14 protein-coding genes are annotated in these 15144 nt (G+C 62.7%); 6 read left to right on the top strand and 8 right to left on the bottom strand.

Translation table 11 applies throughout. From position 1 onward, the window contains the following. Window positions 1-46 precede the first annotated feature (46 nt). Complete coding sequence (pcaQ, locus tag M5G17_RS07710) at window positions 47-979, top strand: pca operon transcription factor PcaQ (RefSeq protein ID WP_273892377.1); 933 nt, start codon at window positions 47-49, stop codon at window positions 977-979. On the opposite strand, the gene M5G17_RS07705 is transcribed toward pcaQ, so the two are convergent. The 4 genes from M5G17_RS07705 to M5G17_RS07690 are packed head-to-tail and all read right to left on the bottom strand — an operon-like array spanning window position 970 to window position 5674. Further along, entirely contained in the window at window positions 970-2319 is a 1350-nt protein-coding gene (locus M5G17_RS07705) for a TolC family outer membrane protein (protein ID WP_273892376.1), read from the bottom strand. The two genes, pcaQ and M5G17_RS07705, sit on opposite strands and share 10 nt — an antisense overlap. After that, a complete protein-coding gene (locus M5G17_RS07700) occupies window positions 2283-3839 on the bottom strand; it encodes a DHA2 family efflux MFS transporter permease subunit (RefSeq protein WP_273892375.1) in 1557 nt (518 codons plus the stop codon). The genes M5G17_RS07705 and M5G17_RS07700 overlap by 37 nt, the downstream gene beginning before the upstream one ends. Then, a complete protein-coding gene (locus M5G17_RS07695) occupies window positions 3836-4897 on the bottom strand; it encodes an HlyD family secretion protein (RefSeq protein WP_273892374.1) in 1062 nt (353 codons plus the stop codon). Before M5G17_RS07695 ends, M5G17_RS07700 begins: the two co-directional genes overlap by 4 nt. A 51-nt stretch (window positions 4898-4948) precedes the next feature. Beyond that, window positions 4949-5674, bottom strand: a complete 726-nt coding sequence (locus M5G17_RS07690; RefSeq protein WP_273892373.1) for an AraC family transcriptional regulator — start codon at window positions 5672-5674, stop codon at window positions 4949-4951. 275 nt (window positions 5675-5949) lie between these two features. Between M5G17_RS07690 and M5G17_RS07685 the strand changes: the two genes are divergently transcribed. The 4 genes from M5G17_RS07685 to M5G17_RS07670 all read left to right on the top strand — a co-directional run bounded on the left by M5G17_RS07685 (window position 5950) and on the right by M5G17_RS07670 (window position 8196). Further along, the gene (locus M5G17_RS07685; protein WP_273892372.1) at window positions 5950-6672 is read left to right on the top strand and encodes a BamJ family beta-barrel-assembly machinery protein; all 723 of its coding nucleotides are present in this window, start codon (window positions 5950-5952) and stop codon (window positions 6670-6672) included. Between the two features lie 278 nt (window positions 6673-6950). Further along, a complete protein-coding gene (locus M5G17_RS07680; protein ID WP_273892371.1) occupies window positions 6951-7391 on the top strand; it encodes a YkvA family protein in 441 nt (146 codons plus the stop codon). Between the two features lie 98 nt (window positions 7392-7489). After that, window positions 7490-7828, top strand: a complete 339-nt coding sequence (locus M5G17_RS07675; RefSeq protein ID WP_273892370.1) for a helix-turn-helix domain-containing protein — start codon at window positions 7490-7492, stop codon at window positions 7826-7828. Beyond that, a complete protein-coding gene (locus M5G17_RS07670; RefSeq protein WP_130265814.1) occupies window positions 7825-8196 on the top strand; it encodes a hypothetical protein in 372 nt (123 codons plus the stop codon). The genes M5G17_RS07675 and M5G17_RS07670 overlap by 4 nt, the downstream gene beginning before the upstream one ends. Here the strand turns inward: M5G17_RS07670 and M5G17_RS07665 are convergent. Both M5G17_RS07665 and M5G17_RS07660 read right to left on the bottom strand, forming a co-directional pair. After that, the gene (locus M5G17_RS07665; RefSeq protein WP_273892369.1) at window positions 8172-9950 is read right to left on the bottom strand and encodes a bifunctional diguanylate cyclase/phosphodiesterase; all 1779 of its coding nucleotides are present in this window, start codon (window positions 9948-9950) and stop codon (window positions 8172-8174) included. The genes M5G17_RS07670 and M5G17_RS07665 overlap by 25 nt on opposite strands. A 123-nt stretch (window positions 9951-10073) precedes the next feature. Next, window positions 10074-12161 (bottom strand): carboxy terminal-processing peptidase, encoded by a 2088-nt coding sequence (locus M5G17_RS07660; RefSeq protein ID WP_273892368.1) that lies wholly within the window; start codon window positions 12159-12161, stop codon window positions 10074-10076. A 141-nt stretch (window positions 12162-12302) separates the two neighbouring features. Here M5G17_RS07660 and M5G17_RS07655 point away from each other — a divergent pair, with 141 nt between their 5' ends. Further along, entirely contained in the window at window positions 12303-13265 is a 963-nt protein-coding gene (locus M5G17_RS07655) for a zinc-binding dehydrogenase (RefSeq protein WP_273892367.1), read from the top strand. A 210-nt stretch (window positions 13266-13475) separates the two neighbouring features. On the opposite strand, the gene M5G17_RS07650 is transcribed toward M5G17_RS07655, so the two are convergent. Next, on the bottom strand, window positions 13476-14129 hold the full coding sequence (locus M5G17_RS07650) for an HAD family hydrolase (protein ID WP_273892366.1): 654 nt from the start codon (window positions 14127-14129) through the stop codon (window positions 13476-13478). Window positions 14130-14154: 25 nt separating this feature from the next. Then, the gene (locus M5G17_RS07645; protein ID WP_273892365.1) at window positions 14155-15144 is read right to left on the bottom strand and encodes an ABC transporter ATP-binding protein; all 990 of its coding nucleotides are present in this window, start codon (window positions 15142-15144) and stop codon (window positions 14155-14157) included.

Below are 15144 nucleotides of genomic sequence, written 5' to 3'. Positions count from 1 at the left end.
GCCGCATCGCCGCTCCCACCCACCCGAACTGCGATAAACTCGCGCAATGAACCTCGATACCCGGATCAAATTCCGTCACCTGCTGTGCTTTCTCGAAATTGCCCGCCAGGGCAGTTTCGCTAAGGCTGCCGATGCCATGGCGATCAGTCAGCCGGCCATCTCCAAAACCCTCAAGGAACTCGAAGACCTGCTGCAGACACGGCTGTTCGAGCGTAGCAAGCAGGGCGTCGAGCTGACCCCGGCCGGGGTGCGTTTCATGCGCTACGCCGGCCCCAGTGTGCAGGCGTTGCGTGAAGGAGTGAGTACGCTGCGCGGTGAAGAGCACGCGCCGCCCCAGGTGCGCGTTGGCGTGCTGTCGACCGTCGAAAGCCTGCTGATGCCCGAAGTGCTATGCCGCTTGCACCAGCGCCATGCGGCCCTGGTGGTCAGCGTCGCTACCGGCCCCAGTGCACACCTGCTGGGGCAGTTGCACGTGGGTGAGCTGGACCTGGTGATCGGGCGCATGACCGACAGCCCGCAGATCCAGGGGTTGCTGTTCGAGCACCTGTACAGCGAGTCGATGTCGCTGGTGGTGCGCCCGGGTCACCCCTTGCTCGGCCGTCAGCCGATCGAGCGCAGCCAGGTCGGGCGCTACCCGCTGGTGTTGCCATTGGCCGGCACGACCATCCGCAAGCACGCCGACAGCCTGTTCGTGCAGTGCGCGATCGAGCAACCTGCGCAACGCCTGGAAACCCTGTCGCCGGCCCTCAGCCGCCGTTATGTGCAGGGCAGCGATGCGCTCTGGGTCGCACCGCGCGATGCAGTGCGGGTCGATCTCAGCCGCGGCGAACTGTGCGAGCTGGACCTGGGTGTCAGCGAGCCGGGCGGCTCGGTCGGCATATGCAGCAACGCCGCCTTGCCCCTGGCTTTGCCGGCGCAATGGCTGTGCGAGGTTTTGCGCGAAGTCGCGGCGCAGTACCGAGACGGCCACTACCCTTGAGTGCCCGCTGACAACAGCGCGTTGATTTCTTGCAGGCCGGCATCGCCGAGGCTGCCGCTGGCGGCCAGCAGCTTGAGCTGGGCCAGTACGATTGAATAACGCTGTTCGGCCAGTTGCTGCTCGGTCTGGGTCACCTGCTGCTCGGCGTCCAGCACATCGGCACTGATCCGGGCGCCGGCCTCGAAGGCGCGGGTGGTCGAGCTCAGGTTGCTCTGGCTTGAACGCAGTGCCTGTTGCAGCGCCGTGTACTGGCTGATGCCGTTGGTCAGGGTCAAGTAGGCCTGGCGCGCCAACAGGTCGGCCTCGCGGCGCGCGTCCTCGACTTCATCCAGGGCTACTGCGTGCAAGGCGCGGGCTTCGCGGGTACGGCTGGTGGTGCCGCCACCGGCGTACAACGGCAGGCTGAGCTGCACGCCGACCACCGTCTGGGTGTACTTTTCTTCGGGCAGGGTGACGTCGTACAGGCTGCCGCCCACCGAGGCAAAGCGCCCGTGAGCGGCCACCAGGTCGAGCGTGGGCAGATGCCCGGCCTGCTGCCTGTCGATTTCCTTTTCTGCCACCAGGCGCTTGATCTGCGCCGCCTGGACCTTGAGGTTGTGTTGTTGCGCCTGCTCGGCCCAGGTGTCGATCAGCGACGGTTGCGGGCCTTCGAAGCGCACCTGGGGGGCGAGCCGGGCCAGCGACGCCGGTGTGCTGCCGGTCAACTGCGCCAGGGTTTGCTGGTGCAACTGCACGGCGTTGTGCGCAGCCATCTGCCGGGCATAGGCCAGGTCGTAGCGGGCCTGGATGCGTTGCACCTCGCTTTCGGTACCGGATCCAGCCTGGTAGAAGCGTTCAGCCTTGCTGCGTTGCTCCTGCAGGGTGCGCACCTGCTGGCGGCTGGTGGCGAGCAGGTCTTCGCCCAGCAGCAGGTCGAAGTAGGCGGCGGCGACCCGCAGCATCAGGTCCTGGCGGGCGACCTGCAGGCTGATCTCGCCGGCCAGTACCAGGGCTTTGCTCTGCTCATGGCCGATCACGTTCTGCCATCGCAGCAGCGGCTGGATCAGCACCAGTGCGTAGGCATTGGAGTTGTCGCGGTTGCGTGTGGTCGCGCCACTGTCTTCGCGATCAACCCAGGCGGCGCCCCCTTCAAGTGACAGGTTGGGCAACAGCAGGGCACGGCCCTGGGGTTCTTTCTCGTTGCTGGCACGTTGCTGTTCGAGGGCTGCGGCGTATTTCATGTCATGGGCCAGGGCGTTGCGGTAGAGCTGGTAGAGGTCATCAGCCCGGGTCAGTTGGCTGCTGCCGAGCAGTACCAGGGCCATCAGGCTTGCGAGGATTGGCGAGCGTCGTTCGAGCACGGCAAGGCTTCCTGTTCTGGTTGAGCGATTCGTTTGGGGTTGCGCATCAGCAGGACCATCGGCACACCGATCAGCATCACCGCGCCGAGCAGGCCGAAGAGCATGCTGAAACCGAGCATCTGCGCCTGGGTGTGGGTTTCGCGCAGCGCCAGCAGCAGGGGATCGAACTGTGCATTGGCGCTATCGAGAGACGGTGCTTGCCAGCCACTGTGGCTGCCCAGTCGCGCTTCGCTGACCTGCTCCGACAGTTGCCGGTAGCGTGCCCAGGACCAGCGCCCGAGCAAGCTGGCGGCGATGGCGATGCCGACACTGCCGCCCAACTGACGCATCAGGTTGAGCACGCCTGAGCCCACAGCCAGCAGTGCCGGTGGCAGTGGCCGCATGGCCAGGTTGGTCAGCGGCACGAAGATCATGCCCAGGCCCAGCCCACGGATGATCAGCGGCCAGTACAGGCTGTCGGGGGTGCTCTGCAGGGTGAACTGGGTGTGCAGGTACATCGCATAGCCGTAAATCAGGATGCCGATGCTGACGAACAGCCGCTCATCAATCTTGTTTTCCTGAGACAGCTTGCCGATCACCAGGGTGCTTACGGCGCTGGCCAGGGCCCCGGGGAAAATCACCATGCCGCTCTGGTACGCGCTTTGCTCCAATAGCGTCTGCAGCAGCAAGGGCACCATGAACAGCGTGCTGTACAAGCCGAAGCCAACGCAAAAGGCACAGATCGAACCCAGGAGGAACTCGCGGTTGCGAAACAGCGCCATGTTGACGATGGGGGTGGCCACGCGCTGTTCCCAGTAGAAGAACGCCAGCAGGCTGAAGCTGCCCAGTAGCAGGCAGGCGAGGGTCAGGTCCGACTCCAGCCAGTCCCAGTGTTCGCCACGCTCGAGCATGATCTGCAGGCTGCCTACGCCCAGGGCGAGCAGGGCGAAGCCGATGTAGTCGATGCTTTGTGGGCGTTTCTCGTTGATCGAGTCATGCACGCAGAGCCACGACAGAAGGATCGCCACAGCGCCGATCGGCAGGTTGATCAGAAATATCCAGTGCCAGGAGAATTCATCAATCAGGTAACCGCCCACCGAGGGCCCAAGGGTCGGTCCCATCATTACCCCGACCCCGTACAGGGCCAGGCCAGTGCTGACCTTTTCCTTGGGGAACACGTCGTAGATGATCGCCTGGGAGATACCCAGCAAGCCACCGCCGGCCAGGCCCTGGATGATCCGCATGGCTACCAGTTGCCAGAGCTCGCTGGACATCGCGCAGCCCAGCGAGGCGAGCACGAACAGGGCCGAGGACACCAGGTAGTAGTTGCGCCGGCCGAACCAGGCCGACAGCCAGCCGCTGGCCGGGAGGATCACCACGTTGGCGACGATGTAGCCGGTCGAGACCCAGGAGATTTCATCCACCGAGGCGCCAAAATTGCCCATCAGGCTGGGAATGGCGACGTTGACGATGGTGACGTCAAGTAACTCCATCATCGAGATCAAGGTCACGCTGAAGGCGACCAGCCAGGGCGACTTCATAACCTGTGCTCATCAGCGGTGTCGACCTCGACCAGTGCGCTCATGCCCTGGCGCAGGGCGGCTTGGTATGGCTGGGCAACCTGCTCCAGCTCGATCCGCGCCTGCAGGCGCTGGACCACTTTAGTGAAGTTGCCGCTGGCGTTTTCCTGCGGCAGCAATGAGAAGCGTGAACCGGTGGCCGGCACCAGGCTTTGTACACGGCCCAGGAACACCGTATCGGGGAACGCGTCGAGGGTGATACGTGCAGGCTGGCCAACCCGTACCCGGCCGATCTGGGTCTCCTTGAAATTGGCCACCACCCACAACTGCTCGGTGGCGACCAGGCTCAACAACTTCTGCCCTGCGACCACGAACTGCCCGGGCTCGACGTGCTTGTCGGCCACAATGCCGCTTAGCGGTGCGTGCAGACGGGTGTCCTGCAAGCGAATCCGCGACAGCTCAAGGTCAGCCTGGGCAGCCTCGATGCGAAAGTTTTCCAGGTTCAGCGCAGCCTGCTGCGCCAGGCTGCCCTGGGCTGCGGCCCGGGCGTTGTTGCGGGCGCCTTGCAACTGATGGCCAAGGGCGGCGAAACGGGCCTTGGCCGCTTCCAGTTCCTGGTGGCTGAGCACCCCCTGCACGGCCAGGCGCTGGGCGCGCTGGTAGTCGCTGCGGGCTTGTTCGAGGCCGGCCGCGAGCTGGCCGATGGTCGCGGCGGCGGCCTGGCTGTTGGCCGCGGCGCTGCGTGCCTGGCTATCCAGCAGCCCGGGTGCGCCCTGGCTGCCGGTGGCCGCCCGCAGCCCGTCCAAAGCCGCCTGGGCCTTGTGGCTTTGCTGCAGGTATTCGTCATCGCGCAGTTGCAGCAACAAGTCGCCGCTGGCCACCGCGCTGTTGTGCTGCACCGGCACGTTGACAACGGTGCCCGAGAGCCTGGCGCGGATGGGTACGATGATGCCTTCGACCTCGGCGTTATCGGTGCTGACGTACTGCCGGGCGTATTCCCAGCGTTGCCAGCCGAGCAGCGCCAGGCCGCCTATGACGGCGCTACAGACCGCCAGTTTCAAGTAGTTAGGCTTGCCCATGAACGGTGCCCCAAATGATCAAGAGGGGCCGAGCATGGCGATTGCAGGCAATCAGGTATTGAACGAATCGCTTGTGCGCGTCAGCACCGCCGCAGCTTGCGCGGGAGACAGACCGAGCATGCGCCGCATCATTCGGCTCAGGTGTGCCTGGTCGGCAAAACCGCCGTCCAGGGCGGCTTCACTCAAGCTGTGGCCGGCGGCCAGGGCGTGCCCGGCGCGCACAAGCTTGCGCCAGATGATCCATTGCGACAGCGGCACGCCCATGTCGCGAGTGGCCACGTGGCGCAGGCGCGGGCTGGACAGCCCGACTGCTTCGGCAGCGCGCGCGACCGCACCGCTGCCGTCGCAATCCTCGCGCAACAAGGACAAGGCGCAGGCCAGGCGCGGGTCGAAATCGGCTGCGCTGCCAAGGGTGCGGTTGAGCGCTGTTACGGTCTGTTCGATGCTGCGTTGCTGGGCAAAACAGTCGACGATCGCCTGGCTGGCCATGGCGCTGCCATTGAGAGGCAACTGGGCGTTGAGTGCACGCCCCAGAGGGGACTCGGGGTAGATGAACAAAAATGCCAGCGGCTGTGCTTGTCGAACTGAGCGGTGTTTGACGAAGGGCCCGATGATGACGCCGGCGCCCTGCAGGCTGTGCTGCTCGAATTCGACCTGCACCGGGCCGTGAATGCCGACGCACAGCTGGATGGCCACATGGCTGTGGGCCGAGGAATCCTCGCTGTGGCCCACGTAGCCGAACCAGTAGTCGCTGAAGGTGACCCTGCCGTCCCACATTGCTGCTGTCCTTGCCGCTGCTTCGCTGTCGGGGATGATAACCGCCTACTGAGTTGCATCGATACAAACTGCTACAAAACCTCATCGACGGATTTGCCCAAGCGCCTGCTCCCGTCAATACTGGCCACTGGCTGCAGTGGAGGATGAAGAAGGTTTAATCTGGCTGAACTTATCCGGGTTTTCTTGCTCTCATGCCGGTAGCCATTGGTCGTGGCCGCCTGATAAGCTCGCGGCTTTACTCGATTGCCCTATTGGCGCATGAACAAGGAAATAGCATGAAACAGCATCGGTTGGCGGCTGCGGTTGCCCTGGTTAGCCTGGTACTGGCGGGTTGCGATTCGCAGACCAGCGTCGAGCTGAAGACCCCGGCACAAAAAGCCTCCTACGGTATTGGCCTGAACATGGGCAAGAGCCTGGCTCAGGAAGGCATGGACGACCTTGATTCGAAAGCTGTCGCTCAAGGTATCGAAGATGCTGTCGGCAAGAAAGAACAGAAGATCAAGGACGAAGAGCTGGTTGAAGCCTTCGCCGCCTTGCAGAAGCGCGCTGAAGAGCGCCTGGTCAAGATGAGCGAAGAGTCGGCCGCTTCGGGCAAGAAGTTCCTTGAAGAAAACGGCAAGAAGGCTGGCGTGGTCACCACCGCTTCGGGCCTGCAGTACGAAGTGATCAAGAAGGCCGACGGCGCCCAGCCAAAGCCGACTGACGTGGTCACCGTCCACTACGAAGGCAAGCTGGTCGATGGCAAGGTCTTCGACAGCTCCGTCGAGCGTGGCAGCCCGATCGACCTGCCGGTCAGCGGCGTGATCCCGGGTTGGGTCGAAGGCCTGCAACTGATGCACGTGGGTGAGAAGTACAAGCTGTACATCCCGTCCGACCTGGCCTACGGCGCCCAAAGCCCGAGCCCGATGATCCCGGCTAACTCGGTGCTGGTGTTCGAGCTCGAACTGCTGGGTATCAAGGACCAGGCCAAGGCTGATGCCGATCCTGCTGCCGAGTAAGGCTGGCTGATCCCTGCAACGCCCCGTCTCGACGGGGCGTTGTTGTTTATGGCTGTGAGCGAACCCTGATCGCCAGGCAAGGTCTGAAAAACTGCGTGGCGATGAATCAGGGCGCAACAGACAAAACGTTTGCGCAATTGAAACAGGTGTGTAAAAAACGCCCGATTTAACCCGGACCCTTGCCGGGCGGGCGCCTTGAGCCTGAAACTGAGCTCTGTTCACAAGGTTATCCACAATTATTGTGGATAACCTTCCTTGGCACTGGCCCTGGAGGCCGTATGAAAGCACCGTGGAATTTCGCTCGATTTCTGCCATTGGCCGAGCGTCTGCTCAGTCGTGGGCGCCTGCCGGCGCTGATTTTTGCCGTGGCGCGCAAAGGCCCACGGCTGGGCAAACTGCGCGAGGATGTGCGCCTGATGCAGGCCCTGTGCCTGGCCTGGTGGCGCGGCGAGTACCGAACCATCAGCACTAAGGCGCTGATCACCGTGGTGGCGGGGCTGCTGTATTTTGTCAGCCCGCTGGACGCGATTCCCGACTGGTTGTTGGGCGTGGGCTTGCTCGATGACATCGCCGTGCTGGCCTGGGTGATGAAAGCCGTGTCCGATGAACTGGTGGCTTTCAGCGCCTGGCGCAGCCGTCAGGCACCGGAAAAACTGCGGGTGGTCGAGCGCCTGCCCGACACCCCTGAAGCCCTGCGTCTGGAACAGGAAAAAAGCTGATCACATCGTCCCCCTGCACACCCTGGTTGGCTGGTAATATAATTGGCATAAGGATTATGCCTACCGATTACATATCGTAATCCTACAAGGGGGTTGTAATGGGTATTCAGGTCATCAGCCGAGACGGTCAACCCGAGTACGCGGTTGTTCCCTGGGAGCAGTACCAGGCCTTGCTTAAGGCTGCCGGGCAAGGCGAACCGGTTGCCGTCGCAAACACAGTCTCCAGTGCCCCGGACATCGCCAGCTTGCCGCCTTTTAGCGAGCTTACGCGTTTGCGCGAGGGCAAGGGCCTGGCGCCGGAGCAGTTGGCGCGCAGTGTCGGTATCAGTCCGGTGTACCTGGCACTGATCGAAAACGGTGAACGCCAGCCGGATGCCGCGATCCGCCGCAGCCTGGCCTGGGAGCTGGGAGTGGTTGGCTGGAGCGAGCCGTCGTGAGCGTGCGCATCAGCCGCCAGCACTGGGATGGCCTGCTCGGCGAGCTGGACGTTGCCCGCCGCCAGCGCCACTTGCTGACCTATCGCGCGCTGCTTGAGCGCCTGCAATTGCCCAGCCCAGCCATGCAGACCCTGACCGCAGCCCTGGAGCACCTGGCGGCGCTGGACGCCCGCGCCGAGCAGCCTCTGCGCAGTTCACTGGTGATCAGCCAGGGTGCCAGCCGTTTGCCGCGTACCGGCTTCTTCGAATGCGTCGAGCGCCTGGGGCGTTTTTCCGGCCCGTCCGACGGCATGGCCGCGGCGTCCTGGCATGCCTCAGAAGTGGTGCGGGTGTTCGAGTACAGCTACCCCGAACACGAAGAAGCCTGAGCGGCGGGCGCAGTATCGATCAGGTACAGGCTGTGCCCAGGCACATCCTTGGCCTGATGCTTGGCCTGTGACGCCAGTTCGGCCAGCCGCCCGGCATCGAGCCCGGCGCAGGCCTGCGGGTGCAAACGCACCACGCCGATCGACAGCGACAACAGGGCAAACGTCTGGCGCTGACCCTGGCGGTCGCTGGCAATGAAACACCCTGCCTGCAAGTGTTCGGCACGGTAGAAGCGTCGGCACTGCTTCTGAAAGTCTTCCAGCAACAGCTGCAGACGCTGTTGCCAATCCTCCGACCCCAGCACCAGCATGAAATCGTCGCCGCCGATGTGGCCGACGAAATCCCGGCTGGAGTCGACCCGTTCGTTCAGGCACTGGGCCAGGCATAGCAGCACTTCATCGCCGCGGGCATAACCGTAGATATCGTTGAATGGCTTGAAGCTGTCGATGTCCACGTAGCAGATCGTTGCCGCCCGCTGCTGTTGCAACAGGCGGGTCAGGCACTGCTGGATCGGCACGTTGCCCGGCAGCAGGGTCAGCGGGTTGGCGTAGCGGGCTTGCTGGATCTTCTGCTCGGTGATCAGCTTGAGCACGTCGATCACCCGCCCCAGGCCCAGGTAGCAGCCGTTGTGGGTGATGATGAAATCCTCTTCGATGCGCTGCCGGGCGCGGCTGGTGAGCAGGCGGCTGACCTGTTGCAGTGACTGGCCCAGGTCCACCGCGAGAAAATCATCGCTCATCAAGCGGCTGATCGGCTTGCGTGCGAACAGTTCGGTGGCAAACGGCTTGAGCAGGGCATCGGAGAGCGAATGGCGATGAACGATGCCGCACGGTTGCCGGGCTTGATCGAGCACCGCCAGGGAGTTGAGATTGGCCTGGCTGCGGAACAGTTCGAGCACCTGCGGCGTAGGGGCGTCGCGGTTCACGGCAGGTTGCTCGATCAGCAGGGCGGCAAGGGTGGTGCTGTCTTCATTGAGGCTCTGCAGCACCTGTGGCGGCTGCCCAAGCAGGCCCTGCACCTCCCGCGTCGCCAGTTCCTGCGGGCGGCCGAGCAAGTAGCCCTGGACCAGGTCGACGCCCATCTCGGTCAGCACCTTGAGCTCTTCGGCCAGCTCGATACCTTCGGCAATCACCTGGGCGCGCGACGCCCGGGCGATCTGCAGGATCGAGCCGACGAACTCGCGCTTGAGCCCATCCAGGTGAATGCCATCGATGAAGTGACGGTCGATCTTGACGTAGTCAGGGCGCAGCTCCGACCACAGGCGCAGGCTCGAATAGCCAGCACCCAGGTCGTCGAGGGCGATGGAAAAGCCCATGTCGCGGTAATGGTGCAGGGCGTTGAACAGCAGTTGGAAGTCGTCGGTCGGCGTCTGTTCGGTGAGTTCGATCACGACTCGGCTGGGCGGCACACCAAGCTCGTGGAGCATCTTCAGGGTGCGCCCGGACTGATAGTGCGGCTCAAGCAGGGATTCGGGCGAGACGTTGAGGAACAGCTTGCCTGCCAGGTTCTGCTGGCTGAAGCGCCGGCAGGCGCTCTCGCGACAGGCTGCTTCCAGCTCGGTCAGGCGCCCGGCCTGGCGGGCCACGGCAAACAGGTTGAGCGGCGAGTGCAGGGGGCTGTTGGAAGGGCCGCGGCTCAACGCCTCGTAGCCGAAGATGCGCCGTTCGGACAGGCAGACGATGGGTTGGAACAGGCTGTGCAAGCCGCTTTGAGCCAGGATGGTGCTCAACGCGCTGAGCTGTTCGTTGACGGTCATGGCAGGGCTACCTTGAAAAAAAGGGGCTGAGCACTTGCGGCGCTCAGCCCCTTATTTCACGACAGTCTGATGACTATTTGATGACGCAATGATGCGCGGTCACATTATTTTGCCGTCACCGTTTTACGGGTTGTTCCTGGCCACCTGCGAATTCAGGCCCAGGTAATCCAGCAGGATCAGCCCGGACTCCTTCAGGTAGGCGTCGTCTTCGGGCTTGGTGTCATCCGGCTCCACCGGCAGCGCGTCTTCGTCTTCCTTCTTCAGTTCCTTGAGCGGCTCTTCGCCCTTGGCCTTGCGTCGGGTGTTCTCCAGCGCCAGTTGCTTGCTTTCGATGTCGGCATGCTGGGCACGACGGTCGGCTTCATTGAGGCTGACAGTCTTCTCGTTCATCAGCTTCTGGGTCAGCGCCAGGCGGTCGCGGATGTACACGAACTCCGGATCCTTGGCCGTACGGGTGTCGTGACGGGCCTTGAGCTGGGCCAGGAACGGCTTGAACGGGTCGACCGCAGGCTTGATCGCCGGGCGGATGGTGTCCCACGGCATGGCTTCAGGCAGGGCGCTTTCGCCGATTTCCTTGGTGTCGATGATTGAGGGGTAATCGATGTCCGGCAGCACGCCCTGGTGCTGGGTGCTCTGTCCGGATACCCGGTAGAACTTGGCCAGGGTCAGCTTCAGTTCGCCATGATTGAGCGGCTGAATGGTCTGCACGGTGCCTTTGCCGAAGGTCTGCCCGCCGAGGATCAGCGCACGATGATAGTCCTGCATGGCGCCAGCGAAAATCTCCGAGGCCGAGGCGGACAGGCGGTTGACCACCAGGGCCAGCGGACCTTTGTAGAAAGCGCCGCTGTTTTCGTCTTCGAGCACGTCGACGCGGCCGTCGCTGTTGCGCACCAGCACCGTCGGGCCCTTGTCGATGAACAGGCTGGTCAGCTCGGTGGCTTCCTGCAGCGAGCCGCCGCCGTTGTTGCGCAGGTCGATGACCACGCCGTCGACTTTTTCCTTCTGCAGTTCGGTGAGCAGTTTCTTCACATCGCGGGTGGTGCTCTTGTACTCCGGATCGCCGGCACGGAAGGCCTTGAAGTCCAGGTAGAAGGCCGGGATCTCGATGATCCCGAGCTTGTAGTCGCGCCCGTCCTGCTTGAGCTTGAGCACCGACTTTTTCGCCGCCTGCTCTTCGAGTTTCACTGCCTCACGGGTGATCGGCACGATCTTGGTGGTCTGGTCGTTTGGCGCGTTGCTGGCCGGGATGATTTCCAGGCGCACCACCGAGCCTTTCGGCCCGCGGATCAGCTTGACCACTTCATCCAGGCGCCAGCCGATCACATCGACCATTTCCTTGTTGCCCTGGGCCACGCCGATGATCTTGTCGGCCGGCGCCACCAGCTTGGTCTTGGCGGCAGGGCCGGCCGGCACCAGGCGCACGATCTTGACCTGGTCGTTGTCGCTTTGCAGCACGGCGCCGATACCTTCGAGCGACAGGCTCATGTTGATATCGAAGTTTTCCGCGTTGTCGGGCGACAGGTAATTGGTGTGCGGGTCGTAAGATTGGGCAAAGGTGTTGATGTAGGCCTGGAAGATGTCTTCGGCGCGGGTCTGGTCCAGGCGTGTGAGCTGATTCTTGTAGCGCTTGGTCAGCAGTTCCTGGATCGCCTTGGGCTCTTTGCCGGCGATCTTCAGGCGCAGCACTTCATCCTTGACGCGTTTGCGCCAGAGGTCGTCGAGCTCGGCCTGGTTCTTCATCCACGGCGCGTCCTTGCGGTCGATCAGCAAGGTCTCCTTGGTGGTGAAGTCGAAGTTGTCGACGCCTTTGCCCAGTTCAGCCAGGGCGAAGTCCAGACGCGATTTGACCCGGTCCAGGTAGCGCTTGTAGATGGTGAAGCCAGGGTCGAGATTACCGCTCTTGAGGAAATCGTCGAACTGGGTCTTCCACTTATCGAACTCGGCGATATCGCTGGCCAGGAAATAGCTGCGCGCAGGGTCGAGGAGTTTCAGGTAGCTGTCGTAGATGATCACCGAGCGCGCATCATTGAGCGGCGGCTTGCTGTAGTGGTGGCGCTTGAGCAGCTCGACCACGTTGAGGCTGGCGACCACTTCGTCGCGGTCAGGCTGGAGTTTGTCCCAGCTATTGGCGGCCAATACATTGCCCGCCAGCGGCAGACTGCCCAGACCGATCAACAGGGCGAGGGTGGTGCTTGGCAGTAAATGCTTCATGCTGATTCGACGTAGGGACAATTGATCACGCATATTAGGCCGTCTTTGGATTCGCCGGTTCCATGAAAACCGGACGCATAATGCAAAAAGCCCGGGGCTACAAGCACCCGGGCTCAGTCATGACTCAACTATGGAGGCACTGTGAAGGCATTGCAAGGCGTTGACGGACATGTGGAGTGGGTTGCGACGACAAGTCCAACTTGCGATATCGGTCAAGTACGAATTCGCGTGGCCGCCGCCGGCCTCAATCGTGCCGACCTGCTGCAACGTGCCGGGCTTTACCCACCACCGGCGGGGGCCAGCGAGTTTCTCGGCCTGGAGTGCTCGGGTGTTATCAGTGAAGTCGGTGCCGGTTCGTCCTGGCAAATCGGCGACCGGGTTTGTGCCTTGCTCGCCGGTGGCGGCATGGCCGAAGAGGTGGTGGTCGACGGCCGCCACGTGCTGCCGGTGCCCGAAGGTTTGAGCCTGCAGGAAGCGGCGGCAATTCCCGAGGTGTATGCCACCGCCTGGCTCAATGTGTTTCAGCTGGCCGGGCTCAAGCCGGGTGAAAAGGTATTGCTGCATGCCGGTGCCAGCGGCGTCGGCTCGGCGGCGATCCAGCTGTGCAAGGCCTTTGGCAGCCCGTGCTGGGTCAGCGTCGGTTCGGCTGAAAGGCTGGCCTATTGTGAAGCGCTGGGGGCCAGCGGCGGGGTGGTACGCGGCGATGATCTCAACGGCCTGAACGAGCTTGCCCCGTTCAACGTGATCCTCGATCCGGTGGGTGCCAACTATGCCGAGCTCAACCTCAAGCTGCTGGCCCGCGACGGCCGCTGGGTGATCATCGGCCTGATGGGCGGGCGCACGGCCGAGCTGGACCTGGCGCAACTGCTGAGCAAGCGCGTGCAGGTGCTGGGCTCGACCTTGCGTACCCGTGATGATCAGTTCAAGGCTGACCTGCTCAGCGATCTTGGCCAGCAGGTGTGGCCGCTGTTCAGTGAAGGCCGGCTTAAGCCGCAACTGGCCAAGGCTTTCCTGATCAAGGACGCTGAAGCGGCGTTTGCCGAACTTGCCAGCAATCAGGTGGCGGGCAAGCTGGTGTTGGTGATCGACGAGAGTCTGGTGTAAACCGCTGATCGCGGCATCGGTATCTACACATCTCTAATCCTGATCTATGAAGAGGACTCAGGGTTGGTCTGCGCATGTGTGCTTATCCAGTTGATGTGGCGAGGCTGGATAAGCACGCCTATCAAGAGCCAATTGGCTGACTCGCTAGAGATGTGTAGATACCGATGCTCATCGCGGGGCAAGCCCGCTCCTACAGGAGCGGGTTTGACCTCAGGCCCAGGTGTGAATCGGCCAGCCAGCCTTCTCGGCATGCTCACGCAACACCGGATCCGGATTGACCACATGCGGGAAATCCACCTTCAGCAACAACGGCAAATCGTTGCGTGAATCCGAGTAGAAGCTTGCGCCTTCCAGATTCTCTTCCTCCTGATCCAGCCACTCCAGCAAACGGATGATCTTGCCCTCGCGGTAGGTCAGCACACTGCTTGTCCTACCGGTATAAACACCCCGTTCAACCTCAAGCTCAATGCCGAGAATCTCATCGATACCCAGGCGTTCGGCAATCGGCCCCACCAGGTGGGTACCGGAGGCGGAAATCACCAGGATCCGGTCGCCGGCCTTGCGGTGGGCGGCAATGGTGCGGGTCGCGTCAGAGAAGATGATCGGTTCGATGAAGTCTTCGACCCAGGGGCCGACCAAGTGCTCGACTTCCTCTGGTGTACGGCCAATCAGCGGCTCCAGGCTGAAGGCCATGTAGTCCTCCATGCGCAACTTGCCATGGCTGTAGGCGTCCATCAGTTCGTTGTTCTTACCCATGAACGACGCTGGATCGACCCAGCCCAAGCGGCCCATCTGTTCGCTCCAGAGCGTGGCGCAGTCACCGTGGATCAGGGTTTCATCCAGATCGAAAATCGCGAGTGCCATGTTCAGAAAAACTCCTGTGCAACCCTCAGGCGACTTCGCAGAGGGCGGTGGGATCGATCGACAAGGATACCCGCTGGCCGTCCGGGTGCAGGTCGGCGGACGAGCGGTTGAGCACATCGACCAGCAATTCTACCCCGCGTGCTTCGATGCGGTAGCGGATCACGTTGCCTAGCAGGCTGTGGCTGCGTACCAGCCCCTCCAGCTCGCCGGAAAGGCTCAGGGCGATGGCTTCCGGGCGGATCGCCAGGCGGCTGTTTACCGGGCGCTGCAGCAAGCGGCTGGCGCTGTCGGCATCGAGCAGGTTGTAGTTGCCGATAAAACCTGCGGCAAACACGTCCACCGGCGCGGTATAGAGGGTTTCGGCATCGCCACTCTGGACGATGCGGCCCTGGTTCATGAGGAAGATGCGGTCAGACATGGTCAGCGCTTCTTCCTGGTCATGGGTGACGAAAATGGTGGTCAGGCCCAGTTCGCGCTGGATGGCGCGGATCTGTTCGCGCAGGTGCTTGCGAATGCGCGCATCCAGTGCCGATAGCGGTTCGTCGAGCAATAGCAGGCGAGGGCGGGTCACCAGCGAACGGGCCAGGGCCACGCGCTGGCACTGGCCGCCGGAGAGCTGGTGCGGGTAGCGGCGGGCAAAGTCTTGCAGCTCGACCAGTTGCAGCACTTCGCGCACTCGCGCCTGGCTGTCGTCGCGGTTGACCTTCTGCATGCGCAGGCCGAAGGCGACGTTCTGTTCGACGGTCATATTAGGGAACAGCGCGTAGCTCTGGAACACCATGCCGATCCCGCGTTTTTGCGGGCTCAGCGGCACCAGGTCGTTGCCATCGAGCAGGATGCGCCCGCTGTCCACCGCGGTCAGCCCGGCGATGCAGCGCAGCAGGGTGGATTTACCGCAACCGGACGGGCCGAGCAGGGTGACGAATTCGCCGCGTTCGATCTGGCAGTTGATGTCGTTGAACACCGGGCTTGCGGCATAGCTTTTTTGCAGGTTCTGTACGCTGACAAAGCTCAT

The sequence above is a fragment of the Pseudomonas rubra genome (assembly GCF_028656935.1).
Lineage (GTDB): Bacteria > Pseudomonadota > Gammaproteobacteria > Pseudomonadales > Pseudomonadaceae > Aquipseudomonas > Aquipseudomonas rubra.
Note: the sequence above shows the minus strand (reverse complement) of the source record. Positions and strands in the feature narration are given on the sequence as shown.